The following is a 25063-nucleotide window of genomic DNA, read 5'->3' as shown; positions in this document are numbered from 1 at the left end:
GATGAAGTATTCAATCTCTCGACAATTTGAAAAGAACCGAGAACTCCAAGCTGATAATTTTGTTTTAGTTTACCAAATGGGCAAAGTTGGCTCCTCATCAATTGAGCACACGCTAGGGGAGAAAAATATCCCGAGCTATCACATCCACACCTTTGATGATCACGAAGAATTTCACATGTATCACAATAAAAAAGACGTGAGTAAATTCTTCGACTTCCGAAACCGCGCACTCTATCGCTTAGTGCTCAAGCAGCGAAAACGTATCTTACAAAAACGCGAGCAGATTAAAATCGTTACGCTGGTCCGCGATCCAATCGCAACTGTCTTTTCTCGTTTCTTTCAAGACCTCCATTTGCAATTTATCGAAGGCAAAAAGAATGATGCAATTCACCGAGATATGGAAGTCACGTATCAGCACCTCGAGCATTGCTTTGATAACTATATCAATCTCAACTATTTTGCGGACTGGTTCGACAACGAGTTAAAGCGTAATTTCAATATCGATGTGATGCGCCAAGAGCTGGACAACACTCAACCTTTCTTCACATTCCAGAACGATCAGGCCAACGTCATGCTAATCAAGTGCGAACAGCTCAGTTCTCTTGATAAAGAAATCGGTGAGTTTCTTGAGTTGCAAGACTTCGTGCTGAAAAACAGCAACGAAGCGAAAAACAAGTGGTACTCCAATATCCACCAACACTTTAAGAATCACTACGACTTCTCAAAACTGTTCTATATGTACGATCTTCCCTTGTATCGCCACGTTTATTCAGAGCAAGAGCGTGATGCTTTTAAACACAAATGGATGCAAACACCAGGGACAAAATCATCATGAAGAAAGTGCTCCATGTTACAGAAGCATTTGGAGGTGGCGTTCAAACCGCCCTCTATAGTTATGTTCACTCATCCAGAGACGAGCCTTATCAGCATTTCTTGCTAGCCAGAGCCCGAGAAAACGACTTGACCAATGAGAACAACCACCACATTTTCGTACAGACAAAGTGGGTAGAAGGCGGCTTGCTTCAATTTATTCGCGATGCAAACCACATGATTGCATCACTTGGTCCCGACGTCGTGCATTTGCACTCGAGTAAAGCAGGATTTCTCGGCCGATTTCTAAAGCTTGGCAAGGCACGCTTGGTTTACACACCGCACTGTTATGCCTTCGAACGTGAAGATATCTCAGAGCTTGCACGCCAGATCTATAAAGCACTAGAGAAAGTAAAACTGAGCAAAATTGATGTGGTTGCAGGCTGTAGCCAACGAGAGTGTGACCTAGCCATTAGCATTGGTGCGAAACGTGCCGAACTGCTCAACAACTACGTGTCTTATCAAAGTGAAGATCGTATAGAGCGAAACAAGCAAGAAGCGCTGAAGCTCGTTGTACTTGGTCGTGTCGCGCCCCAAAAAGATCCTCAGTTTCTTATCAGCACATTGCAGTTCCTTAATCGGTATGCGCTTAACCGCCCGATAGAGATCACATGGATAGGTGGCGGTGACCACGTACTCGAACAGAAATTACGCACTGAAAATGTGGATGTAACGGGCATGCTGCCTCGCGATGAGGTAGTTGAAAAGCTCAAGGGTTCAGACCTTTATCTACATACTGCAGCATGGGAAGGGATGCCGTTAACCATTCTAGAAGCATCCAAGTTACATCTTCCTATGGTTATTCGGACCATCGGCGCAACCAAAGATCTCAACTACCCGTTTTTAGCGCTCACACCTGAAGAAATGGCCAAGCAGATCGCGCATTGTGTCAATCATTATGAAGAGATCGATTTTCGCCAATATACAGCAGAATTAAACGATGCCTTCAGTGAAGAAAAACAGCGCCTCGCACTCAATAAACTTTACGGTTAAATGCCCCTATGTTTCACACTGTTCAACAAAAATTACTGTTGATGCCCAGCGGTAAAAAAAGCTTGTTATCTACTGGATTAAAAACCGCAATCACGCGTGTGTTGAGTGCGCTATTTGCTTTTTTACTGACTCTGATTGTATCGAAGACCAGTGACGCTTCGACGGCCGGTCAATTTTTCTTTTTATTCAACCTAGTCTCGCTACTCGCTATCGTTTCTCAGCTAGGTTTTGATGTCTCGTTAGTTCGTTACAATGCGATCGCTTTTAATAACAAAGAGAAGCTTGAACAAAGCCAAAACTATAAAACCGCACTTTATCGAAGTATGGCATTTTGCTTGCTCGCCATAGGCGTTTTGTTGGCAGGGTTTAATCTGTTTCCAGAACAGCTAAACCAGACTCAATCACCGATGTATGCGATTATTTTATGCTTGCTTTGCATACCTTTCTTGGTGCTTGCGCAAACCAACAGTCGGGTGCTTCAAGCATGTAGAAAAGTTGTATCATCTCTGTTTGCGTTGCAGCTTGGGGTAAGCATGTTGATGGTCATTTTTGTCTTTGCCCTAGACTATATCGGTCAGCAAAATATCAACAATCTAATGACCGCACTGCTTTTAGCGAGCATAGGTGTCGCGGTCATATCTAGTGTCAATTGGCTAGGCTCAGATCAATATCAAACATCGGCTTTCGTACCAAACAAAAAAATGGTCTCTTCTGCCAAGCAAGTCTGGGTTGGCAGTATCTTCACGAATGTTCTTCAATGGGGAAGCCTTGTTATTGCGGGCTTTTTTATCTCAACAGCGGAACTCGGTTTGTTAGCCGCAGCCCAACGTACATCACTACTGATTGGCTTTGTGCTGATTACCATTAACTTTGTGGTCGCCCCGATGTTTGCCTCTCTCTACAAAGAACGCCAAATGCGCAAACTGCAGAATCTGAGCCGCTTGGCGTGCCGAGCCAATGTTGGTTTAGCGATTGTACCCGTAATTATTTGCACCCTCTTCCCCGAGTTTGTAATGCAGTTTTTTGGTGAGGAGTTTCTCGCCGCGGCACCACTATTAGTCGTCCTTTCTCTGGGGCAGTTAGTCAATGTTGCGACTGGTTCAGTAGGTTTTTTATTATTAATGAGTGGTCATGAGAGAACCATGAAATACATTACAATTTCCTCCGGTACGGTGTCCATCTGCCTACTTGTTACGCTTTGTCAAATGTTTGGTGTGATTGGTGCAGCGTGGGCAATGGCAATTGGCATGGCTATCCAGAATTTAGCTGCACTGTACTTTGTAAAACGTTACTTAGGCTTCTTTCCAATAGGTTAATTATGGCTTTAATACTGGCACGCACGAGTTTTGTTTTAGTCCTGATGCTAACCGCTTCACTCTCTTTGTGGAAAAGCTCTGACCTACACCATACTGCTTACCTGCAAATGGAAACCTACTTAGGCGGATCAAGTACGCTTCACTTTACTTTCAGTTTATTGATCGGCTTTTTATCGGTCTTCACGTTCCCTTCTCTGGTGAGCTCGAATAAAACCGACGTTTTTGGGATTCGTCTTTTGCTACTGCTGTTAGCTATCGTTTCAATGGAAGAAATAAGCCAACTTTTTATTCCAAATCGATCATTTAGTTTTGATGATCTCAGCACCAACTGGATAGGCGTTATCTCAGGTTACTTTGGTGCCAAGTTAATTCGCTTCATCCGCACTCGATCGTTCTAGTAATACAGGAATCTCTGGGGGATTTGGGTATATAATTACGCCAAACAACCAGACTAACGAGTACATCATGCCATCTCATCCAACCAAGATAACTTTTTTTGAACTCTTAACCCCGTTGATCACGTCAGGCAAAAAGACGATAACGATTCGAGATGAATCAGAAAGCCATTACGTTCCCAATACAGAAGTCGAAGTTTTTACCTTAGAAACGGATCGTAAAGTCTGCGATATCAAGATACGTTCTGTAGAACCACTTCACTTTGAAGATATTAATGAGTTTCATGCAGAACAAGAAGCCATCGAACTACCAAAACTCAAGCAGTTAATTCGAGAAATCTACCCAAATACCGACACGCTCTTTGTTATTGAGTATGAGCTGATTAAATAACCCACAACAAATACTAGACGACTGGTCTAATTCATTCTATAGTACACTTCATGAACGCAAAGACGAATGACACACGCCAACATATTCTCGACGTCGGATACGAGTTGATCGTAAACCGAGGGTTCACGAGTGTTGGTCTTTCAGAGCTATTAAAAAAGGCCGCAGTGCCAAAAGGCTCGTTTTATCATTACTTCAAATCCAAAGAACAATTTGGTGAAGCGATGATTCAAGACTACTTTACTAAGTATTTTGAGTGTTTAAACGAACGCTTTACCAATACTGAACTGAGTGGCTACCAACGCCTAATGAGCTATTTCGAAGAAATGGTCAAAGTAGAAGACGACGTGTGTAATGCGAACAAATGTTTATTGGTTAAGTTAAGTGCAGAAGTCTCCGATCTCTCTGAGTCAATGCGCTTGGCATTACGCCAAGGAGCAGACAAAACCATTCAAGCGATAGCGGATTGCATAGACATCGGCATTCAAGATGGCTCAATCCCCAATGGTGACAGTGCGTTATTAGCAAGGCAGATATACTACCTTTGGAATGGCGCTAGCTTGCTGAACAAACTTTATCAAGATCAGGCAGCATTGACGCAAAGTCTGACCTATACTCAACACTTACTGCAGAATACGCGCACTTGTCCATAACAGGCGGCGTGGAAGCAGAATGAACACCCTACACACGTTTCACTGTCAGAAAAAGCGTCAGTGTTAACACAGTAAACCTTCCCGCTTTAAATAAGCGGGATATTTTGAAATAAATACTAGACGACCGGTCTAATCAAAAAGTGAGATAGATATGACTAACGCAACAAATCGCAGAATCGTACTCGCGTCACGTCCCCATGGTGCACCGACACAAGAAAACTTTCGTTTAGAAGAGGTAACGAAACCGACTCCGAAAGAGGGTGAAATGCTATTGAGAACGGTTTATTTATCTCTAGATCCATACATGCGTGGTCGCATGAGTGATGCCGAATCATACGCTGACCCTGTTGCAATTGATGACGTAATGGTCGGTGGTACCGTTTGTCAGGTAGAAACATCAAACCACCCAGATTACGAAGCGGGTGAATGGGTTCTTGCCTACACTGTTGGCTGGCAAGACTACGCTATCTCAACTGGTGAGATGGTCATTAAACTTGGTAAAGAACCGCAAAACCCTTCTTACGCGTTAGGCGTTGCAGGTATGCCAGGATTTACCGCGTACATGGGTTTACTCGACATTGGTCAGCCAAAACCAGGGGAAACCATCGTGGTAGCAGCTGCTACGGGGCCTGTAGGCGCAACAGTTGGTCAAATTGGTAAAATCAAAGGTTGCCGAGTTGTTGGTATAGCAGGCGGAGAAGAAAAATGCCGTTACGCTAAAGAGGTGCTTGGTTTCGATGAGTGTATTGATCACAGAGCTGAAGACTTTGCAGAACAACTGAGAAATGCCTGTGACAAAGGTATCGATGTTTACTTCGAAAACGTAGGTGGCAAAGTATTCGAGGCTGTAATGCCACTTCTGAATACAAACGCGCGTATCCCACTTTGTGGTTTGATTTCTCAGTACAACGCGACAGAGCTGCCTGAAGGTACCGACCACCTTCCATTACTAATGGGTAAGCTCCTGACCAAACGAATCAAGGTGCAAGGCTTCATCATTTTTGATGATTACGGACATCGTTACGGTGAATTTGCGCAAGATATTAATCAATGGTTGGCAGAAGGAAAGATCCAATACCGCGAACATCTAGTACAAGGACTGGATAATGCGCCAGAAGCATTCATCGGTCTGTTGGAAGGTAAGAATTTCGGCAAACTTGTAGTACAGATTAACGACCCATTATAAAAAGGGATATGTAAATGATTAAACTTCACCACCTCAATCAGTCTCGTTCAAAGCGCATCATTTGGTTACTTGAAGAGCTAGATGTAAATTACGAAATTGTACCCTATGTCCGTGATTCCGTGACCTTCATGGCACCGCCAGAACTAAAAAGTGTTCACCCATTAGGAAAGTCACCAGTTCTTGAAGATAACGGCGAGATTATCATTGAGTCAGGTGCAATGACCGAATATTTGATTGAGAAATACAGTGACGGAGCCTTTGCTCCTGAGCGCGGTACAAAAGCACACACAGAATATTTGCAATGGATGCACTTTGCAGAAAGCTCCGCAATTTTACCTATGCTGCTAAAAATCTTCGTAAGCAAAGAGCCAAATGAAACTCAGTTTTTATCAGGCTATGCCGACAAGGAAGCAATGAATGTACTAGGCTACTTCGAGCAATCCTTAGAAGGCAAAACTTACCTAGTAGAAGAGCGTCTGACTGGCGCTGACATCATGATGTCTTTCATTGTCGAATTGGTTCAAAAGTTTGGTTTAGTTAATCACTTCCCTAATATTGAACGTTATGGGAAACAGCTCGCGACACACCCAGCATTTGCAAAAGCTGAACAACTTGAAGTGAAGTACTCTTAATTACTTCCCCCCTTTCGCCCCTTTGATGACACGTAAAACTTCATTTAAGGGGCGATATTACTAGCATCGCAGACACGCTAACTGGATAGCGCTCCCCCCAGTCAATCGCATTCGAGAACGTCGATTGTTATGTCAATCAAGCTAATGTAGTAAATTTCTGATTCTAATATAGTTTCGACCATAGTCACCATCTATTGAATTGACAAGCAATATCAGTTTTCTCCCCCAGCTTTTCCGTAATAACCTCCTCTACAGTTTCTAAGGTATTGAGCCCTGGAGGGGGAAGAAAAATGACAAACAAGAAATTGACTACAGCAGCAGGTTGCCCTGTCGCACATAACCAAAACGTTATGACTGCAGGTCCTCGTGGCCCTCAACTATTACAAGACGTTTGGTTCCTTGAAAAATTGGCACACTTTGACCGCGAAGTGATCCCTGAGCGTCGTATGCACGCAAAAGGTTCTGGTGCTTACGGTACGTTCACAGTAACGCACGACATCACAAAGTACACGCGCGCTAAGATCTTCTCTGACATCGGCAAAAAAACAGAACTATTCGCTCGCTTCACTACTGTAGCTGGTGAGCGCGGTGCAGCAGACGCAGAACGCGACATCCGTGGTTTCGCACTAAAATTCTACACTGAAGAAGGTAACTGGGACTTGGTTGGTAACAACACACCAGTATTCTTCCTACGTGACCCACTAAAATTCCCAGACCTAAACCACGCAGTAAAACGCGACCCTCGCACTAACATGCGTAGCTCTACCAACAACTGGGATTTCTGGACATCACTACCAGAAGCATTCCACCAAGTGACTATCGTAATGAGTGACCGTGGTATCCCAGCTTCTTACCGTCATATGCATGGTTTTAGTAGCCACACATTCAGCTTCATCAACGCAGAAAACGAACGTTACTGGGTGAAATTCCACTTCAAAACTCAACAAGGCATCAAGAACCTGACTGACCAAGAAGCAGAAGCCATCGTAGGTAAAGACCGCGAAAGCCATCACCGTGACCTTTACGAAGCGATTGAGCGTCAAGACTTCCCTAAATGGAAGATGTACGTACAGATCATGCCTGAGTTAGAAGCGGATGAAGTCAACTTCAACCCATTCGACCTAACACGTGTATGGTCTCAAAAAGACTACCCACTGATCCCAGTTGGTGAGTTCGAACTGAACCGTAACCCAGAAAACTTCTACGCAGAAGTTGAGCAATCAGCGTTTAACCCAGCAGCAGTTGTACCTGGTATCGGCTTCTCTCCAGATAAGATGCTACAAGGTCGTCTGTTCGCTTACGGCGATGCTCAGCGTTACCGTCTAGGTGTGAACCATCATCAAATCCCAGTGAACGCACCTCGTTGCCCTGTTCACAGCTACCACCGTGATGGCGCAATGCGCGTTGATGGCAACTTTGGTTCAACACTGGGTTACGAGCCAAACTACAAACAAGAATGGGCAGAGCAGCCTGATTATTCAGAGCCACCATTGCGAATTAGCGGCCATGCTGACCATTACGACCATCGTGTTGATGAGGATTACTTTAGCCAAGCAGGTGACCTGTTCCGACTAATGAACGAAGAGCAACGCCAAGCGCTGTTTGATAACACCGCACGAGCGATGGATGGTGTGCCAGACTTCATTAAAGAACGTCACGTAAACCACGCATACCAAGCGGACGAAGCGTACGGCAAAGGTCTTGAAATTGCACTAGGCTTAAACAAGTAAGCGAACGCTGCAATCATTACACTGTGTGATTTAAAGACGAAAAAAAGGAGGTGCTCTACAGCACCTCCTGATTTCAAATCACTAATCCTTAATCAAAAGTCATAAACCATGCTCAAGGAGGTTCATTATGATTAACTTAGATTTCTTTAAGCTCTTTGATACCAAAGAACTGTTTATCTATTACTGATTCATCAACTACTGATTTTTAGCTACCGCTTTGATCAGTACTGATGTATCCATGCGACCTAAACCATCACGTTGAAGGTCTGCGTATTGCTCATCCACTTTCTTAGTCAGTGGAAGTTCTAGACCCACTCGCTCAGCTTCTTGCAGACAGAAACCTAAGTCTTTGCGCATCCAATCAATAGCGAAGCCAAAATCGAACTTGTCTTCAGCCATCGTATTTGCGCGGTTTTCCATCTGCCAAGAACCTGCAGCGCCATGCTTAAGCGTTTCTACAACTTGAGCGATGTCCAAGCCTGATTTTTGTGCCAGCAACAAAGCTTCACTCAGCCCTTGTAAAACGCCACCAATACAGATTTGGTTTACCATCTTACAGCGTTGACCCTGACCGTTTTCACCCAGTAGCGTCATCTGCTTCGCGTACACATCCATCGCCGGAGACACACGGTCAAAAATGCTTTGTTCACCACCACACATGATGGTTAGAACACCATTTTCTGCGCCCGCTTGACCACCAGAAACTGGCGCATCAATAAAGTGATTACCGTACTTAACACACGCTTCAGCCAGCTCAACCGCTAGGTCTGCAGAAGTGGTCGTGTGATCGACTAGCACTGCGTCCGCTTTCAAGCCGACCAGAATGCCCTCTTCACCGTAAACAACGCTACGAACGTCATCATCATTACCCACACAGGTAAAAACGATGTCACAGCCTTCTGCCGCTTCACGTGGTGTTTCACAAGCTACGCCTTGGTATTCTTCAGCCCATTTGTCGGCTTTCGCTTTTGTGCGGTTGTATACTTTGGTTTCAAAGCCCGCTTTACTTAGGTAACCAGCCATTGGGTATCCCATCACACCCAGACCAATAAATGCTACTCGTTGTTTTTCCATTGCACGCTTCCCTTAGTTCACCTGACTGAAATGTTTCGTAACATGCTACTAAAGAATTGAAATCATTACTCGTGATTTCTCTTTCCTCGGTCTCGATGATCCTGCATTGCAGTCCGTTTATTGCGCCTTCTACCCCCCTTTACTTGACGATTAGCGTAACAGTCAAAGCACTTACAAAGGTTCACTACTGCTTAGCGTGGAACATCGCTTGCCCACTCTTGTCCTTGTTCGACCAGAAATTGATGTTGAACTGAGCATCATCGCTCATCTCAATGCGGTGCCAGTACTGCGGTGGACTTGTAGCAAACTGGCCTGCATTAATCACCACCACTACTTCTGCCTCTGTGGCATTTTCATCAGCAAAGCCGTAGTAAGTCACTTGCCCTTCCATGACGCACAGCTGCCCAAACACACCCTCAGCGGTATTGTGATGAGTCAGTAGCGCTGGTGGCACATTGTCTTTAGTGAAGAAAGGCGTTGAACGTTGAACAGTCCAGTCTTTAGGAATTCGTAGATGCGACATAATAATACCCTCTCTAATTACAATTCTTTTCGTTTAAATCGGTTAAGCCTGACCGGCTTGAGACAACTCTCGAAGCAATGGAAATGCTTGCGTAACTTGTTCTCCCGTCACGACGAAGCCCATGAGTCGGCTATTTTCATCTTCTGCTTTCGCGGCAATGCCAGTTTGAGAAATCTGCACGCTCCAGTTCGTCACCGAACTAAAATCGCCTGCCAATTGAATTGGGTAGCTCGGCGTTTTGACCTTTACCATCATGGGCGGTAGTTTCAACTCTGCTTCTTGCCCCAGTAGTTGTTTGCCCAAAGCATTGGCACTTAGCACGATCGGTTGGAGGTACGGCATCATTCGACCTTGGATCTCAGCACAATCGCCTAATGCGAACACATTGGCTGCTGATGTCTGTAATCGAGCATCCACCTCGATGCCTTTATTGACACTCAACCCACAAGCCTTCGCTAACCAAGTGTTAGCACGTAAACCCGCAGCTGAAATCACTACATCGGCTTCGATTTCCTTACCTTTGCTCAAGCTTGCCACCAGCGAATCATCCGAGTGATTGATCGCGACAACTCCAGTCTCTAAGGCAAGTTGAATACCTTGCTGCTTAAGTTGATTCTCCAGCGGCAATGCAACAAATTCAGGAATCAAGTTAGCGAGCAAACGGGGATTTGGCTCAACCACCGTAACGGCTTTACCACTGGTTGCGAGATCCATGGCGATCTCGACGCCGATCAAACCACCACCCATTACTAGAATTCGTTCCGCGCGGCTAATTTGCTCTTCCGCTAATTGATATTCTTGTAGCGAGTTCAGCGTTATCACCTCAGGTGCTGCACCACCAGATATTGGCGGCACAAAGGCTTTCGCGCCTGTCGCAAACACCAGTTTGGAATAAGGATAGGTTTGGCCGTTGGCGACCACTTGCTGAGCTTGCACGTCGACATGCTCAATCATGGTATGGGCGAGCAGTTCGATGTTGTGTTCCTGTGCGAACGCTTCACCACTTTTAACCACTAAGTCTTGGGCAGTTTGCTTGTTACTGAATACATGACTCAAATCGGGCTTGTTGTATTCCGCGCCATCATCAGCAGTAAACACTTGCAGCGGAATATGTGCATCCATTCGACGCACTGTTTTCACCAACTGGTAAGCCGCAAAGCCGCTACCAATAATCACAATAGGTGCTTGCATATTCGCCCCCTTACCCGTTGTATTCGACAAAGACGTCTTTACCCAAATGGCATTCTGGGCACAAGAAGTAATCTGGCACTTCAGACCATGCCGTACCCGGTTCAACGCCTTGATTAGGCTCGCCTTTCGCTGGGTCGTATACCCAATTACAAACGGTACAAACCATGCATTGACAATCTGCGGGATGCGCCTCGGTAGTAGGATTGCTAGAAGCATCTACTACCGCCTGTGTTGTCGCTGGCGCAGCGGATTGTGATTGAATTTGTGGTGCAGACGCAGCAATCGCCGGAGAAATAACAGGACTTGTCAGGTCATGCTTTGCCCACAACTTCGCGATGTTCTGACCATGCTCACGGCACTCACGCATCGCTTTACCATCTGGGCGCCATTTGGTTTTCAAACTCACTGCGGTTTCAAAGCCTGCGTCGGTCAATCGAGCATGGATACGATCCACCGCACCACCGTTCCAACCGTAGCTACCGAACGCAGCGGCTTTCTTCGCTTTAAAGCGCAGACCGGTAATTTCTTCTAGCATGCCTGCGATCTTCGGCATCATGACGTTATTCATGGTAGACGAACCAACCAAAATACCTTTTGAGCGGAATACGTTGGCGAGAATTTCATTCTTATCATGCTTAGAGACATTAAAGACTTTGACCGCCACGCCAGGGTCGACATCGTGAATGCCTTGCGCAATGGCATCAGCCATCATTCGAGTGTTGTTTGACATAGAGTCGTAGAAAATCGTAATGCGATCTTCTTGATAATTGTCTGCCCATGCTAAGTATTGCTCGATGATTTGAACTGGATTATCGCGCCATACAATACCGTGTGACGTAGCGATCATGTCGACAGGCAAATTAAAGCTCAGCACTTCTTTGATTTTTGCGGTTACCAAGCTGCTAAATGGCGTTAGGATGTTTGAGTAGTAACGCAAACACTGTTCCATCAACTCATTTTGATCCACTTCATCATTGAATAAGCGTTCATCGCAGTAGTGCTGACCAAATGCGTCGTTACTGAATAACACTGCATCGCCCGTTAGGTAAGTCATCATGCTGTCTGGCCAATGCAGCATCGGCGCTTCCACGAACACTAGTTGCTTGCCATTACCGATATCGATGCTATCGCCCGTTTTTACGGTTTTGAAGTTCCACTCAGGATGGTGGTGATGACCCACAATCGAATCAATCGCCGCTTCTGTACAGTAAATTGGTGTGTTCGGAATTTTCTCCATCAATGCAGACAATGCGCCCGAGTGATCTTCTTCTGCATGGTTTACCACGATAAAGTCGATAGACTTAAGGTCGATTTCCATCTCTAAATTTTGGATGAATTGTTGACTGAATCGATGATCGACCGTATCAATCAATACGGTTTTCTCTTCACGAATTAGATAACTGTTGTAGCTGGTACCTTTTGTCATTTTGTATTCTGTACCGTGGAAGTCTTGAACTTCCCAATCGCGTTGACCTACCCAGTGGATGTTGTTTTTTACGTGAATTGTCATAATTACTACCTTGAATGACGGGATAAACAAAAATAATTTCTTCTTGTATTGCACTGGGCGTGCCAACTTTTAATTTCTATATATTTCAATAGCTTAATTAAAACCCAACTTTAATAGCTGTCATTTAGACACAGTTGAAAATAGTCATTTAGACACTACAATAGTCATATTGACACAATCGGTATTGGCTATGACTTCTTTAATCGCGCAATGGCTACACATCACGCAAGACCTTAACTCGGCGCTCACTCAACAAGCTCGCTTTGACACGTTATTAACCACGATTCGAGAGGTATTGAAGTGTGACTCTTCTGCCCTTCTTTTGTATGAAGACCAGCACTTTAAACCTTTAGCGATCAATGGATTGGCGAAAGAGGTCCTTGGACGCCGTTTCTCCATTGAGCAGCACCCAAGATTAGAAGCCATTGCCCGAGCAGGCGATATCGTGCGCTTTCCCTCCGACAGCGACTTACCTGATCCATACGATGGCTTGATTCCAAACCACGATGACAAACTGCATGTCCATTCCTGCATTGGTTTACCTCTGCTGATCGACGATCAACTGATTGGTGCCATTACGATTGACGCCTTCGACCCCAATCAATTTGATGGGCTACGCAACCAAGAGTTACGTTTTGTCAGCGCGTTGGCAGCAGGTGGCCTACACACTGCACTCCTGTTAGAGCAATTAGAAACACAAGCGAGCCTGCCACGTGACTCTTACGCCGAGAAGCGCACCTTAAGTAATGAAATCATTGGCAACTCTCAGGGTATGAAGAATCTTCAAGAGCAGATTGATGCCGTCGCCGATACGGAATTGTCTGTGCTGGTGATGGGAGAAACGGGCGTAGGTAAAGAGTTGGTTGCCAGCGCTATTCACCATCGCTCTAGCCGCTCTAGCAATACTTTGGTTTACCTCAACTGTGCGGCGCTGCCAGAATCAGTCGCGGAAAGCGAGTTGTTCGGCCATATCAAAGGCGCATTTACAGGCGCAATCAGCAATCGCGAGGGTAAGTTCGAACAAGCCGATGGCGGCACACTGTTTTTAGATGAAGTCGGCGAACTGTCGTTAGAGCTGCAAGCCAAGTTACTTCGAGCCCTACAATACGGCGACATTCAACGTGTGGGTGATGACCGCCATATTCGAGTCAATACACGCATTGTCGCCGCCACCAACCGTATATTGCATGAAGAAGTGACTGCTGGTCGCTTCCGAGCCGACTTATATCACCGCCTAAGCGTCTTCCCGCTTCATGTTCCACCTCTTCGTGAACGTGAAGACGATGTGGTGTTACTCGCAGGCTTTTTTGCCGAACGTTTAAGAAGCAAATTGGGATTGAACAGCATTCGTTTGTCCCCCACTTTGGTGCAGGCACTCAAAGACTATTCATGGCCAGGCAACGTGCGAGAGCTTGAACATGTCATTAAACGTGCTGGTGTTTTGGCAAAAGCGCGTACCCACGCCATGGACATTGAGTTAGTTGAGCAAGATTTTGACATCCGAACGCCGAATCAGAACATCAAGAACGTTGAAGAAACGGAACAAAAATCTCGGCTTGAGCTACCAGAAGGCGGATTAAAGCCTGCCACAGACGCCTTCCAAAAAGCGATGATTGTTCGAGTTCTGGAAGAGAACCAAGGTAACTGGGCAGCAACGGCACGTCAGCTTGAATTAGATAACGGCAATTTGCACCGATTAGCAAAACGGCTAGGGATAAAATAGACACTAACGAATATCACCTAATATGGCATATTCATCGCCAAATAAAGAGCCGATGCCCAACCGCTCGCTCAGCCCACTATAAGTAGTGAGCTGAGTGCTCAGATAGAATAGCCACCTAAGTTTGACGGTATTTTCTTCTAAATTTTATTGTCTTGAACCACCTCACAGATTTAATAACCCTTAACAATAAACACAATAATAGTTAAGGTATTTTTATGAGCCAGTTCTAATAAAATTAAATATATAGTATTTATTTTAAGAATCTAAACTTTCAAAGTTCATCATAATAAATACAACCTCTATGTATACACTTTACCTTCAAAAAACATCAAAATATAATCCCTTCGATAAAAACACTTAAATGAATTTAACTGTATAAAAGTGAGGAGAATAAAATATGGGATATGGGGCGACAGTATATTCATTAGATACTGAAAAGGTTTTTAACGTACTAAAGAATGAGCGTAATCCAGAGCTAGAAAAAGCCATCATGGAAAGGTGTCAAGACTCCTTTAAAGTGATTAATGAAATGCTGGAAAGTAGTGGCGAAAGCATCCGAGCTGAAGAGCTTCTTATGCAGATGCTGTCTGAAGAGATAAAATACAGTCACTTGGGTTACGCCTATGCTTACTTGCTTGAAGCTATATGTAAGATAACTGGTTATTACTTATCCAATAACTCTTGGTATCCTTGCGATGTAAACGATTTCTGCGATATTCCATTCACTAATACCGATTATCCTATAAAATTCCCATTCCCTGACGATTTCCCTGTTGTTTTTATGATAAAAAATCAAGATATTCACCAAGATAACGTTGACTTCGGAGGCTTATCAGAGCAACAAATATCTGAAGTCAAGAGCTGGTACACTCATGCAGTCGTAAACAATCGTGACTTGGTATTATTTTATTATTAATTTTAACTATTAATAAATTATCCAATAGTTAAAATTACAATAGAATATTAATAAAACTCTAGCTTATATTAAGATAGAGTTTTATATATTTAACTGAAATTTTTATAATTTTAAAAATATTATATTTCACACCTAATTTATAGACTCTGTTTATAGTGTGTTCAGAGGCAATGTGAACTCATAGGATCAAAATCAAGTTCTAATTTTTAGAAGAAAAACCGATCTGCTTGTGTCAAAATGCGCCATCCCAACCAAAAAGTCTTAATGTAATGAACTACCAAGCTGCTATTTTTGATATGGATGGTTTGCTCCTTGATACTGAGCGCGTCTGTATGCATATTTTCCAAGAAGCATGTGAAGCCCAGAACCTACCCTTCTATAAAGATGTTTACCTTTCAATCATTGGTCGCAATGCAGCGGGCATTGAAGTGATTTTTCGTAAAGCTTATGGGGATGATCTTGACCGCTTACACCAAGAGTGGCGCGACCGTTACGACGCTGTGGTTAAGCACCAAGCGATACCGGTAAAAGAAGGGGTGATTGAGCTGCTTGAGTGGTTGAAAGGCCAAGGGTTGCCAATTGCAGTCGCCACTTCTACAGCAAAAGAAGTGGCACAGAAGAAGTTGGAGTTAGCGGGCCTAAGCAAGTATTTCGACAACTTAACGACAGGCTGTGAAGTGTCACACGGCAAACCTGATCCAGAGATCTACCTGCTTGCAGCAAGTCGTCTAAGCGTAGATCCAACCAAATGTCTCGCTTTTGAAGATTCAAATAATGGCGTACGTGCTGCGGTAGCAGCGAACATGATCACTTATCAAATTCCTGATTTGGTTGAGCCTTGCAACGAAATAAGACAATTAGGCCATACTGTCGCACCTTCACTGCATGATGTGTTGCACACGTTAAAGCAAACTCGCTAGGTTTACTTGTCGTCTGTTCTCTAGAAGCTCAGCAATTTAGCTGAGCTTCTTTCTTGAAACCTCTCCAATACCGTAAAACCAAACAATTCTGCCACCCGTTTAGAGAGATTATTTTCACCTTAACTCTGGCTAATCACGACTTTTGATTTAACTCACGCAATCGCATGAAATAAGGCATTTGAGTGATCAAATAGCGGAACTGACCAGTACAAGCTTGCAACAAAACGTCAATATACCGATTGAAGCACGTTTTTGGAGTGAAAATTGGCTGATAATGAGAACTATTGGATAAGATCAATCCAAGTCAGCCTAAAATACAAAATGGAGAGTGTTATATGTCTTTACGTTTATTAGCAACAACCTTCGCATTAGTAGGAATGAGCTTTGGTGCCCAAGCCAGTGCCGAGTGTGAAGTGTCATTAGATGCTAACGATATGATGCAGTTTTCTACTAAAACATTGAGCGTACCAGCCACTTGTAAAGAGGTAAAACTAACGCTGAATCACACAGGTAAGATGCCAGCGCAATCGATGGGTCACAACGTGGTCATCTCTGACACAGCCAACCTACAAGCAGTCGGTACTGATGGCATGGCAGCTGGAGCAGAAAATAACTACGTAAAACCAAATGATGATCGCGTCTACGCTCACACAAAAGTAATTGGTGGCGGTGAAAGCACCAGCATTACGTTCAGTACTGAGAAAATGAAAGCCGGCGGTGACTATTCATTCTTCTGTTCGTTCCCGGGTCACTGGGCAATCATGCAGGGTAAATTTGAGCTAAAATAAAAGCTTTAGCCAAGCCAAAAGAAGACTCATTATAGGGAAGCCAAGGCTTCCCTTTTTGATAGATAAAATAGCAATTGAGAAAGGTCTAACACGTCTGGAAACGTGACCAAGAAACATAGCAAGTATGAAACCCTTGCTCCATTGAGATTAAGTTCTTTTGCGAAAAGTTATGGTTAAAAATCAGATTTTTATTTTGCCTTTCCGAAACACAACTAAATGATAAAAGTCATTCAATACCATGTAACTCTTTCCAGTTTCCTGGATGAACCACATAGCCGAACAGAGCATGCCCACCATAAACCAATTCAGTCCCTTCCGGTATCCACAGCATCTGACCTGGGTGCACAAAATGTGTTTCACCATTTGCGGTCAGCTCGAAACAGCCTTCAATCACGAAAATAACCTCATCATAAAGCACTGTCCAAGCCACTTTAGCGCCTTCCCATTTAGCAAAGCCTACGCCTATGTTTGGTGAAATTTCTGGGCTTAACGCCCTGGCAACATACGCCATTCCTGGCGTATCACCACGAACATTGAAATCTAGACTTTTACTATCAACAAGTTTGACTGGCTTCATAATTCACTCCGGCTTTGCCATTTTGCTAATTGGATACGCGTTTTTACTCCCAAACCTAAAAAAGGCTCTGGCGGATTCAAACAAGGCATTCCTGTCACTTGCTGTATGTCATCCAATGATTTAGATGTCGCACCAACGACATAGTCAGCTAACAGTGTTCCAGAAATGGTTCCCCACGCAGCACCAACACCATTGTCACAAGCGCTGGCATAAACACCTTCATCTAATTGACCGAAAAAGTTAGTAAAGTTACGAGAGATTGCATACACCCCACCCCATGTGTGAGTAAATGGTACGTCGGCCAGCTCGGGATAACGCGCCAGAAAGACCTGACGATGATCGTCGCGAATTTGTTCTCTGACTTTATCGTTCATGCTTGAGCCATATTTCGGCACGTGTTTGTAAGTATTGCGGATCAAAATACGTCGATCGGCGGTCATACGTAACGTCGTTCCCGCATGATCAGCTGGAGTTAACCCCCAATTCAGCTCACCTCCGTATCGTTGCATTTCTGCGTCGGTTAATGGACGCGTCCAGCTTGCAAACGTCATCACTGGAAGTAGTCTGTTTTTAAGATAACCAAACTCCCGAGTAAAAATGCTGGTCCCAAGCAGCAGTTCAGGGGTTTCAACAGAGCCACTATCTCCATGTAATACCCAGCAACCGTTTTCTTTACTGAGCTTGCGGATTGGCGAGTTCTCTAACACCTCGACGTTCTCTGGAAGGCTTTCCCCTAGCCCACGCACCAAAGCAGCAGGTTGCATTAAATAACCACCTGGCGTGTAAATTGCGCGGCTGTAGTAGTTGGTTCCCAAGACTTTCGCCAGCTCACTGCCATTAACATGGAAGTATGGTTCGCCAAGGTCTTTCATTAGGTGCTCAAAGTGATCGAGATACGCTTCACCGCGCGCCCCTACGGCTCCTTGATATTTGCCCTTTGCTGACCATTGACAAGAAATACTGTGCTTCGACACTAAAGTGTTTAGCTGAGCAATCGCAGAACGGTTGAGCGACAATAACTTTTGTTTGTGCTCAGGGTCGGGATGCTCAAGTGAAAACTTATGAGGCAAATCGATAACAAAGCCCGAATTTCTTCCTGAAGCCCCTTGGCCGATACGTTGCGCATCAATCAGTATAATTCGTGCATTAGGCATAAGTTCAGCTAAACGTCTTGCCATAGCTAGGCCTGCGAAACCGGCACCTAACACGGCATAGTCAGCACTTTGTTTACCTTTTAACGCCGATTTTTCTGGAATACTTGGCAACGCATGGTACCAACCACACGTCACGTCATCATTGGGTAAATGAATCATCTTTTTTCTCCGCTACGCTGCTGACAGTTTCAATGACAATTGATCTAGCCAAGGGCCGCGTAATGACTGTACTTTTCTTCCTAGCAACGCAAAACCGAGCATTGCTCCTTCTGGTGAATAAAACGCAGCGGTCAATTCATCTGCTTGGGTCTCGATGTACCATTGTCCCTGTTCTTCAGCGGCTACCGGGAAAATCGTGAGTGGAAGAATCGGCGTTTTTACAATCACTGGAGTTGGTGTTAACGAGATAGGGGCGACATCGCCTAGCAAGCTTTTCGCTACAGAAGGGATCATTTGATTAATCGGTGCAATATAGGGCTGCCAACCTTGCTCAGTTTCAACACAGTCACCTAGCGAGTAAATATTCTCATCACTCGTCTGGCCGAATTGATTCACTTTAATGCCCCGGCCAACTTCAAGCCCCGCGCGCTCAGCCAGAGAAACATTTGGCTTGAGTCCAACCGCGCTCAGCACTAGATCTGCTTCAATCTGCTTGCCACTGTTTAGATGTAAAACCGCACTGGATGCGGACCTTGGCTCGATTCTGGTGATACTGTCTTGTAGAGCCCATTGCACGCCTCGATCGGCAAGTGCGCTTTGTAATGATTCACCCAACTGTTGCGGGATCAAACGCTCCATTGGCCATTGACCCAACCCGATAACTGTTACTTCATAACCGCTTTCGATCAGATCATTTGCGAACTCACAGCCAATTAAGCCATCACCTAGGATCGCGATGCGCTTTTTGTCTTGCAGCTCCGCTCTGAAACGGCGGTAATCAACTAAGTCGTTCACACTCATAACCCAAGAGCGATCGCCCTCAATTGGGATTTCAATCGGTGATGCACCTGTTGCCAGTACCAAGCGGCTGTAGGCGTGTTTACCGATGGAGGTATGTAACGTTGAATTGGCACGATCGATCTGTTCAACACGGGTATGCGGGTAAACTCGGATGTTGAGACGGCTTTCCCACTCCAACGCGCTCTCACTTTGTAGCGCGTCGCCGTCTTTATTCATGACCAGTGCATTAGACAAGGCAGGCTTGCTGTACAGTGCGCCATCATCAGCGGTAAAGACAGTGATCGGAACCGTTTCAGATTGTGCTCTAAGTGCCGCTGCCAACTGGTAACCACTGTGGCCACTGCCGATGATAACGATAGGGTCAGCTGAAAATATAGGTTGAGTGACTTCAGATGGAAGTGGCTGAGCCGTATTTGGCTGAACAGACGCTTCTACCGATACCGAAGACACTGCCACGACCTCTTCTACTGGCGCATCGTCGGTGATTTCGATCATTTCAAAATCGGCCTTACCCACTAAACAATCGGGGCATAACCAATCATCCGGCACATCTTCCCATGCTGTTCCTGGTGCAATGCCATCGGATGGCCAACCTTGTGCTTCATCATAGATTAAGCCGCAAATAATACAGAGCCACTTTCTCATCACTTATACTCCAACTACCTTGTTCAGAATTTCCGTGTTTACAAACCGCTGTCAGATTTGTTGTGATTCCATCAACCTCGCCCTAGCTTGTGGTCTGAAATCCAAGCCGGTACGAGGTGATGAAAATACAGTTACACGGTAGCTATACGTTGCTGTCTTGCTGCAAACGAATGGCAATATTGCGTGTCTGGACATAGCTATAAATCGCTTCTTGTCCTTTTTCTCGCCCAAAACCGGACAAGCCCACGCCACCAAATGGTGTTTCGATGCCACCAGCAAACCATTCATTGATGAACACTTGACCACCACGCAGTTGCTGTGCCACATGTAATGTTTGGTTTAGGCTTTCACCAAAAACACCAGCGACCAGGCCAAAATCGGTGCCATTCGCGATCTCGATTGCTTCTTGCTCAGTTTCAAACGGTGTAATCACCAATACAGGACCAAACACTTCTTCTTGTGCAATGCGCATATCTGGCGTGGCTTCAATCACTGTTGGTGCCACAAAGTAACCCGATAGATCAGGTGCGTAGCCACCCGTTAGGATATTCGCGCCGTCGGCTTTTGCTTGTTCTATCATTTCAAGCACGCGTGCTTGTTGATCAGCAGATACCAACGGTGTGATGTCCGGCTGGCTTTCGCCTTGGCCAATGGTTAGGCTTTTTGCCATTTCCACTACTGCCGCTTTTACTTCTTCATAACGCTCTTTTTGAATCAGCAAACGAGACATTGCCGAACACACTTGACCAGCGTTAAAGAAAATACCGACCTGAACGCTTTTCAAAAGTGTTTCGAGGTTCGCATCTTTCAGCGCGATAGCAGCCGATTTACCACCCAGCTCCATCACCGATGGAGTAGCGCGTTGCGCTGAATCTTGCAGGATGTGTTGGCCGGTTGGAACGGAACCCGTAAAGACAATTTGATCGACCTCTTGGTGCTGCACCAAATGACTGCCAACGACTGAGCCTTTACCGCATAGAAGGTTAATCGTACCTTTCGGGAAGCCCGCTTTTTCAATTGCTTGAATCAACAGAGTCATGGCAAGTGGGGAAATCTCTGGCGATTTGATCACCACTGCGTTACCTGCGGCTAATGCAGGTGCCAATGAGCGTGCACAAATAGAGACAGGGAAATTCCACGGCACAATCTGCACCGACACGCCAAACGGCACATATTGAGTGAAGTCGACATAGTCTTTACCCAACGGAATTGATGTGCCTTCCAGCTTGTCGGCCATGCCTGCGTAGTATTCAAAGTAACGTGCCGACTCTAAAAACTCATCTTTGGCATCTTGCAAAGATTTCCCATTTTCACGACAGGCAACTAACCCACCTTCATCAACCATTTCACGAATAGCTGCGGCGGCTTTTAACATCCACTCGGTTCTGACGGCTGGACGAACGTCCGAAAGAAGGCCTTGATTGACCACTCGGCGTGCCGCTGCCATTGCGCGATCTGCATCGGTGATAGTGGCTTCTGCAATCGTCGCATACGCTTCGGCTGTGCCAGGGTTCATGACGGTCAGCGCTTGCTCTGAATCGCACCACTCACCATCAATATAATTAAGGTAATGCATCATATTACTGCTCCAGTGCCGCTTTCACTTGCTTTGCCAACCAGGTTTGGAAGAAATGCGTCGGAACATCCATTTCTGGTGAGAACACACCACCACCAAAGCCAGGTGAGTAACGACCTTCCTGCATGCCCTCGACCGCTCCAATATCTTCGCCGAATACGACTCGCCATGACTCAACGGTAGCAGTACGGCACGCAGCGAACTCATCTTTCGTTGCTTCATCACCCACATAGAAAACACGTAGGTGCTCAACACTCTTATTCGCAGTGATTGGTTCAATCATCATCGCAAAGGCATGATCGGCTTGAATACCAAGCAACACGTTTGGAAAGAGTGCAACATATTCTGCATGACGCAGTTTATCTTCTGGCCAGCTTGGAAATTTAGGTAAGTGTGTTCCTGCAGTATCAGAGAGGTTGTATGCGAGACTACCTTGGCCAGCAAAACGCTCTGCAAACATGATGTTGTAGTGATCCTCTAGGCGAGAATAACTGTTCAAACTCGGATGCACCCAAGGTAAGTGGTAAGCTTCACAATAGTTTTCTACGGCAAGCTTCCAGTTACTTTTCACTTCTATCTCTAAGTTGCCACCCATGTTCACGCGGCGAAGAAGCCCTAATCCTTCTTCACCTAAGAATTGCTGCCAACGTTGCTCTAGCGGCGCGATATGCTCTTCAAAGCTTTCTGCTTTGCCCGATAAGTTGACGAATACCATGTCCATCCAAACGGCTGAACGAAGTGGCTTAAGGCCATGCTTTTCACACTTAAATCGGTCATCTTTGTGTTTTGCGATACCACCGATGTGTGGTGTGCCTTTTAGATTGCCGTCAAGATCGTACGTCCATGAATGGTAAGGACAGCGAATCATGCCTTGAACTTCGCCTGCCTCATGAACCAGCTTCATACCACGATGACTACATACGTTGTGGAAAACTTGGACTTCACCTTGGCGATTTCTCATCATGAGTAGTGGAAGATTCATGAAATCAAGTGGCATCACATAACCATTTTTAAGCAGGTCTGATGCAAAACCAATACATACCCAAGTGTTACCAAACACCTGATCACGCTCAAAAGTAAAATACTCTTCGCTGGTGTAGGCCTGATTCGGCATTCCTGTTGCTTCACTGATTGGGTTCAGTACATTATCAACAAGTTCAACAGGAATAATGGTTTGGTTGACATTGCTCATATTCATATCTCCGAGAGTCGAGTTGCATCCAGTGCGTACAACATCGTGTTGTGTTAGTGGAGATAATTGTGATTAACAACCCGGCAACAAACAAACGACTTTTTCGCCGGGCTTGGATGAGTTTTTGTCATTCATGCATTGATCTCGAACAAAAAAATAACCTTTTAATTAACAATGATCTTCTTGTCATGATTAATACTCATTAACCGATGAGTATTAATCAGTTGAAACACAAAAGCCCTCTCTCTACTCTCTTTCAAAAATTAACAATAACGCAACAAACAATAACGTTAAAACAAACGCACTGTGAGGGATGCCTATGAGAGCAACATCTGGGATATTGAAAGGACTCAATCCGACTGTGACAATCGCATCAAAGATCGTCGTTATCGGTTTTGTACTTTTCTGCGCCATTCTCGCCAATCAAGCGGGCCAATACTTCGAAACGATTTCTGGCATTTTGCTACAGAATATGAAGTGGTTTTACATCGGACTTGTTTCACTCGTTGTCGGTTTTCTTCTTTACCTTATGGTTAGTCGATATGGGCATATTCGTTTGAGTAAAGATGACGAAAAACCAGAGTTTAGTTATTTGTCTTGGGTATCCATGCTTTTTTCCGGAGGTATGGGGATAGGCTTAATTTTCTGGTCGGTCGCCGAACCGATGTGGCATTACGCTGACAACCCATTTACTCAAGGCCTGACCAATGAAGCCGCAACAACATCAATGAAACTGACATTCTTTCACTGGGGTCTACATCCTTGGTCTGTCTTTATCATTGTTGCACTCGCATTAGCTTACTTTTCCTACCGTAAAGATCTGCCTTTTACCCTACGCTCTATCTTGTACCCTTTGATTGGTGATCGTATTTATGGGCCTATCGGGCACACGGTTGATATCCTAACAGTCGCGGTGACAGCTTTCGGTATCTCTCAAACCTTGGGGATGGGAGTTATCCAAATAAACTCTGGTTTGAATCAAGCCTTTGGTCTAGACATTAGTTTGGGGATTCAACTCTTTATTATCGTTTCCCTTTGTACTTGTGCGGTTGCGTCGGTGCTATCTGGTGTAGGAAAAGGTATTCGCCGTTTATCAGAATGGAACATGCTGCTTTCACTCGCACTCGTGCTAGTCGTACTTTACATTGGTCCAACTCGCTATATCTTAAATACGCTACTCGAAAGTACGGGGCTTTATGCACAAAACATTGTCGGTATGAGCTTATGGAGCGATGCACAGAATGACTCTGGCTGGCAAAACTGGTGGACGGCTTATTACTGGCCTTGGTGGATGACTTGGGCACCTTTCGTTGGCATGTTTGTGGCTCGTATCTCTAAAGGACGCACAATACGTGAACTTATCGGCGGTGCTCTCATCGTACCCACGCTGATCACGTTCTTATGGATTTCAGTATTTGGTGGTGCAGCGTTGAAGGTAGAGCAAGACGCTCGTGTTGCTCATCAAGAGCAAGTCACTGCGGCACAAGAAGCCAAACAAACACCACCTGCGGATTTTTCTGGCGGCCCGATTCTTGAAGCGACTAAAGCCGATACGACACGCGCTTTGTTTACGCTATTCGACAATCTAGATACAGGTATGTTTGGTAAACTACTTAGCGTACTTGCGTGTCTATTGCTCGGTACTTATTTCATTACCTCCGCAGACTCGGGTACCTTGGTTCTATGTACCCTCGATGCCGCTGGGCACAGTGAGCCTCCTACCTCTATACGCGTATTGTGGGGGATCATGATCGCAGCCATTGCGGGAGTACTTCTATACGCAGGAGGGTTAAAAGCAATGCAAACGGCCTCCATTATTGCCGGTTTCCCTATCGCCATTTTTATCGCGGTGATGAGCTTAACGCTGTTTCATAGTATTCGACGCGAACCTAAGCCATGGGCAATGCTGCCTGAGCATGTTCACCCAGAGCAAGAGAAACTTGATGGTCCTGTTGAACCGCTTGTTGAAAGCAAAACAGTGGCTTCCGAGCCTATCGCTTCAAGATCCTCACAAAAAAGTGATTCCACACTCAATCAGGGACCAGTACTAAGTTAGTGCGTCGTTTCATCAATCTGACCCGTCCTGATATGGGTTGACACTTTTTAACTAAAACGCTCGATGTACTTCATCGGGCGTTTTGTATTTTAAAG

Annotated in this window: 23 protein-coding genes and 1 pseudogene; 14 read left to right on the top strand and 10 right to left on the bottom strand. The window is 45.1% G+C overall.

Annotated features, from left to right (window positions below):
- Window position 1: 1 nt before the first annotated feature.
- From R7M72_RS13680 to R7M72_RS13640, 9 genes are all read left to right on the top strand, one after another.
- Window positions 2-835, top strand: coding sequence for a putative capsular polysaccharide synthesis family protein (locus tag R7M72_RS13680; RefSeq protein ID WP_005375258.1), 834 nt, complete (start codon window positions 2-4; stop codon window positions 833-835).
- Window positions 832-1863, top strand: a complete 1032-nt coding sequence (locus R7M72_RS13675) for a glycosyltransferase family 4 protein (protein ID WP_017821257.1) — start codon at window positions 832-834, stop codon at window positions 1861-1863. Before R7M72_RS13680 ends, R7M72_RS13675 begins: the two co-directional genes overlap by 4 nt.
- Window positions 1864-1871: 8 nt before the next feature.
- On the top strand, window positions 1872-3179 hold the full coding sequence (locus R7M72_RS13670) for an oligosaccharide flippase family protein (RefSeq protein ID WP_171342486.1): 1308 nt from the start codon (window positions 1872-1874) through the stop codon (window positions 3177-3179).
- Window positions 3180-3181: 2 nt separating this feature from the next.
- Complete coding sequence (locus tag R7M72_RS13665; RefSeq protein WP_171342485.1) at window positions 3182-3577, top strand: VanZ family protein; 396 nt, start codon at window positions 3182-3184, stop codon at window positions 3575-3577.
- Window positions 3578-3644: 67 nt separating this feature from the next.
- Window positions 3645-3965 carry a N(4)-acetylcytidine aminohydrolase gene (gene yqfB / locus R7M72_RS13660; protein WP_318056224.1) on the top strand — a complete coding sequence of 107 codons (321 nt, stop codon included), beginning with the start codon at window positions 3645-3647 and terminating at the stop codon, window positions 3963-3965.
- A gap of 50 nt (window positions 3966-4015) precedes the next feature.
- Window positions 4016-4615 (top strand): TetR/AcrR family transcriptional regulator, encoded by a 600-nt coding sequence (locus R7M72_RS13655; protein WP_171342483.1) that lies wholly within the window; start codon window positions 4016-4018, stop codon window positions 4613-4615.
- Window positions 4616-4766: 151 nt separating this feature from the next.
- A complete protein-coding gene (locus tag R7M72_RS13650; protein ID WP_171342482.1) occupies window positions 4767-5801 on the top strand; it encodes an NADP-dependent oxidoreductase in 1035 nt (344 codons plus the stop codon).
- A 14-nt stretch (window positions 5802-5815) separates the two neighbouring features.
- Window positions 5816-6433 carry a glutathione S-transferase family protein gene (locus R7M72_RS13645; protein ID WP_005375238.1) on the top strand — a complete coding sequence of 206 codons (618 nt, stop codon included), beginning with the start codon at window positions 5816-5818 and terminating at the stop codon, window positions 6431-6433.
- A 290-nt stretch (window positions 6434-6723) separates the two neighbouring features.
- Window positions 6724-8163, top strand: a complete 1440-nt coding sequence (locus R7M72_RS13640) for a catalase (RefSeq protein WP_171342481.1) — start codon at window positions 6724-6726, stop codon at window positions 8161-8163.
- Window positions 8164-8358: 195 nt separating this feature from the next.
- Here R7M72_RS13640 and R7M72_RS13635 read toward each other — a convergent pair whose 3' ends face one another.
- The 4 genes from R7M72_RS13635 to norV form a co-directional block, all read right to left on the bottom strand.
- Window positions 8359-9237 carry an NAD(P)-dependent oxidoreductase gene (locus tag R7M72_RS13635; protein ID WP_017821261.1) on the bottom strand — a complete coding sequence of 293 codons (879 nt, stop codon included), beginning with the start codon at window positions 9235-9237 and terminating at the stop codon, window positions 8359-8361.
- Between the two features lie 184 nt (window positions 9238-9421).
- Window positions 9422-9760, bottom strand: coding sequence for a DUF1971 domain-containing protein (locus R7M72_RS13630; RefSeq protein WP_005375231.1), 339 nt, complete (start codon window positions 9758-9760; stop codon window positions 9422-9424).
- Between the two features lie 42 nt (window positions 9761-9802).
- Window positions 9803-10951 carry an NADH:flavorubredoxin reductase NorW gene (gene norW / locus R7M72_RS13625; RefSeq protein WP_171342480.1) on the bottom strand — a complete coding sequence of 383 codons (1149 nt, stop codon included), beginning with the start codon at window positions 10949-10951 and terminating at the stop codon, window positions 9803-9805.
- 10 nt (window positions 10952-10961) lie between these two features.
- Window positions 10962-12461: an anaerobic nitric oxide reductase flavorubredoxin gene (norV, locus tag R7M72_RS13620; RefSeq protein WP_171342479.1), complete on the bottom strand. Its 1500-nt coding sequence runs from the start codon at window positions 12459-12461 to the stop codon at window positions 10962-10964.
- 190 nt (window positions 12462-12651) lie between these two features.
- On the opposite strand from norV, the gene norR reads away from it, so the two are divergent.
- The 4 genes from norR to azu all read left to right on the top strand — a co-directional run bounded on the left by norR (window position 12652) and on the right by azu (window position 16808).
- Window positions 12652-14184: a nitric oxide reductase transcriptional regulator NorR gene (gene norR, locus R7M72_RS13615; protein WP_258663118.1), complete on the top strand. Its 1533-nt coding sequence runs from the start codon at window positions 12652-12654 to the stop codon at window positions 14182-14184.
- A gap of 397 nt (window positions 14185-14581) precedes the next feature.
- On the top strand, window positions 14582-15100 hold the full coding sequence (locus R7M72_RS13610) for a hypothetical protein (RefSeq protein ID WP_005375218.1): 519 nt from the start codon (window positions 14582-14584) through the stop codon (window positions 15098-15100).
- Window positions 15101-15369: 269 nt separating this feature from the next.
- Complete coding sequence (locus R7M72_RS13605) at window positions 15370-16020, top strand: HAD family hydrolase (protein ID WP_171342478.1); 651 nt, start codon at window positions 15370-15372, stop codon at window positions 16018-16020.
- Between the two features lie 335 nt (window positions 16021-16355).
- The gene (gene azu / locus R7M72_RS13600) at window positions 16356-16808 is read left to right on the top strand and encodes an azurin (RefSeq protein WP_005375211.1); all 453 of its coding nucleotides are present in this window, start codon (window positions 16356-16358) and stop codon (window positions 16806-16808) included.
- Between the two features lie 226 nt (window positions 16809-17034).
- Here the strand turns inward: azu and R7M72_RS13595 are convergent, their stop codons facing one another.
- The 6 genes and pseudogenes from R7M72_RS13595 to R7M72_RS13570 all read right to left on the bottom strand — a co-directional run bounded on the left by R7M72_RS13595 (window position 17035) and on the right by R7M72_RS13570 (window position 22912).
- Window positions 17035-17385, bottom strand: coding sequence for an ethanolamine utilization protein EutQ (locus R7M72_RS13595; RefSeq protein WP_017635301.1), 351 nt, complete (start codon window positions 17383-17385; stop codon window positions 17035-17037).
- Entirely contained in the window at window positions 17382-18698 is a 1317-nt protein-coding gene (locus R7M72_RS13590; protein WP_005385877.1) for an NAD(P)/FAD-dependent oxidoreductase, read from the bottom strand. The genes R7M72_RS13595 and R7M72_RS13590 overlap by 4 nt, the downstream gene beginning before the upstream one ends.
- Window positions 18699-18710: 12 nt before the next feature.
- Window positions 18711-19994: an NAD(P)/FAD-dependent oxidoreductase gene (locus R7M72_RS13585; RefSeq protein ID WP_242013377.1), complete on the bottom strand. Its 1284-nt coding sequence runs from the start codon at window positions 19992-19994 to the stop codon at window positions 18711-18713.
- Window positions 19983-20144, bottom strand: a pseudogene (locus tag R7M72_RS13580) (rubredoxin); the annotation flags it as partial. The pseudogene R7M72_RS13580 and the gene R7M72_RS13585, both read right to left, overlap by 12 nt.
- Before the next feature lie 142 nt (window positions 20145-20286).
- Window positions 20287-21723 (bottom strand): aldehyde dehydrogenase family protein, encoded by a 1437-nt coding sequence (locus R7M72_RS13575; protein ID WP_104980126.1) that lies wholly within the window; start codon window positions 21721-21723, stop codon window positions 20287-20289.
- Between the two features lies 1 nt (window position 21724).
- Window positions 21725-22912, bottom strand: a complete 1188-nt coding sequence (locus R7M72_RS13570; RefSeq protein WP_017635305.1) for an aromatic ring-hydroxylating oxygenase subunit alpha — start codon at window positions 22910-22912, stop codon at window positions 21725-21727.
- Window positions 22913-23231: 319 nt separating this feature from the next.
- Between R7M72_RS13570 and R7M72_RS13565 the strand changes: the two genes are divergently transcribed.
- Complete coding sequence (locus R7M72_RS13565; protein ID WP_138939664.1) at window positions 23232-24968, top strand: BCCT family transporter; 1737 nt, start codon at window positions 23232-23234, stop codon at window positions 24966-24968.
- Window positions 24969-25063: the final 95 nt, after the last annotated feature.

The sequence above is a fragment of the Vibrio sp. YT-18 genome (assembly GCF_033337345.1).
In the GTDB taxonomy this organism is placed as follows: Bacteria; Pseudomonadota; Gammaproteobacteria; order Enterobacterales; family Vibrionaceae; genus Vibrio; species Vibrio alginolyticus.
The sequence above is the reverse complement of the archived record's forward strand: the minus strand, read 5'-3'. Positions and strand labels throughout refer to the sequence as shown.

Coding starts and splice junctions, on each gene's coding strand:
- R7M72_RS13680 (WP_005375258.1), top strand. CDS start 2: ATGAAGTATTCAATCTCTCGACAATTTGAAAAGAACCGAGAACTCCAA.
- R7M72_RS13675 (WP_017821257.1), top strand. CDS start 832: ATGAAGAAAGTGCTCCATGTTACAGAAGCATTTGGAGGTGGCGTTCAA.
- R7M72_RS13670 (WP_171342486.1), top strand. CDS start 1,872: ATGTTTCACACTGTTCAACAAAAATTACTGTTGATGCCCAGCGGTAAA.
- R7M72_RS13665 (WP_171342485.1), top strand. CDS start 3,182: ATGGCTTTAATACTGGCACGCACGAGTTTTGTTTTAGTCCTGATGCTA.
- yqfB (WP_318056224.1), top strand. CDS start 3,645: ATGCCATCTCATCCAACCAAGATAACTTTTTTTGAACTCTTAACCCCG.
- R7M72_RS13655 (WP_171342483.1), top strand. CDS start 4,016: ATGAACGCAAAGACGAATGACACACGCCAACATATTCTCGACGTCGGA.
- R7M72_RS13650 (WP_171342482.1), top strand. CDS start 4,767: ATGACTAACGCAACAAATCGCAGAATCGTACTCGCGTCACGTCCCCAT.
- R7M72_RS13645 (WP_005375238.1), top strand. CDS start 5,816: ATGATTAAACTTCACCACCTCAATCAGTCTCGTTCAAAGCGCATCATT.
- R7M72_RS13640 (WP_171342481.1), top strand. CDS start 6,724: ATGACAAACAAGAAATTGACTACAGCAGCAGGTTGCCCTGTCGCACAT.
- R7M72_RS13635 (WP_017821261.1), bottom strand. CDS start 9,237: ATGGAAAAACAACGAGTAGCATTTATTGGTCTGGGTGTGATGGGATAC.
- R7M72_RS13630 (WP_005375231.1), bottom strand. CDS start 9,760: ATGTCGCATCTACGAATTCCTAAAGACTGGACTGTTCAACGTTCAACG.
- norW (WP_171342480.1), bottom strand. CDS start 10,951: ATGCAAGCACCTATTGTGATTATTGGTAGCGGCTTTGCGGCTTACCAG.
- norV (WP_171342479.1), bottom strand. CDS start 12,461: ATGACAATTCACGTAAAAAACAACATCCACTGGGTAGGTCAACGCGAT.
- norR (WP_258663118.1), top strand. CDS start 12,652: ATGACTTCTTTAATCGCGCAATGGCTACACATCACGCAAGACCTTAAC.
- R7M72_RS13610 (WP_005375218.1), top strand. CDS start 14,582: ATGGGATATGGGGCGACAGTATATTCATTAGATACTGAAAAGGTTTTT.
- R7M72_RS13605 (WP_171342478.1), top strand. CDS start 15,370: ATGAACTACCAAGCTGCTATTTTTGATATGGATGGTTTGCTCCTTGAT.
- azu (WP_005375211.1), top strand. CDS start 16,356: ATGTCTTTACGTTTATTAGCAACAACCTTCGCATTAGTAGGAATGAGC.
- R7M72_RS13595 (WP_017635301.1), bottom strand. CDS start 17,385: ATGAAGCCAGTCAAACTTGTTGATAGTAAAAGTCTAGATTTCAATGTT.
- R7M72_RS13590 (WP_005385877.1), bottom strand. CDS start 18,698: ATGATTCATTTACCCAATGATGACGTGACGTGTGGTTGGTACCATGCG.
- R7M72_RS13585 (WP_242013377.1), bottom strand. CDS start 19,994: ATGATCGAAATCACCGACGATGCGCCAGTAGAAGAGGTCGTGGCAGTG.
- R7M72_RS13575 (WP_104980126.1), bottom strand. CDS start 21,723: ATGATGCATTACCTTAATTATATTGATGGTGAGTGGTGCGATTCAGAG.
- R7M72_RS13570 (WP_017635305.1), bottom strand. CDS start 22,912: ATGAGCAATGTCAACCAAACCATTATTCCTGTTGAACTTGTTGATAAT.
- R7M72_RS13565 (WP_138939664.1), top strand. CDS start 23,232: ATGAGAGCAACATCTGGGATATTGAAAGGACTCAATCCGACTGTGACA.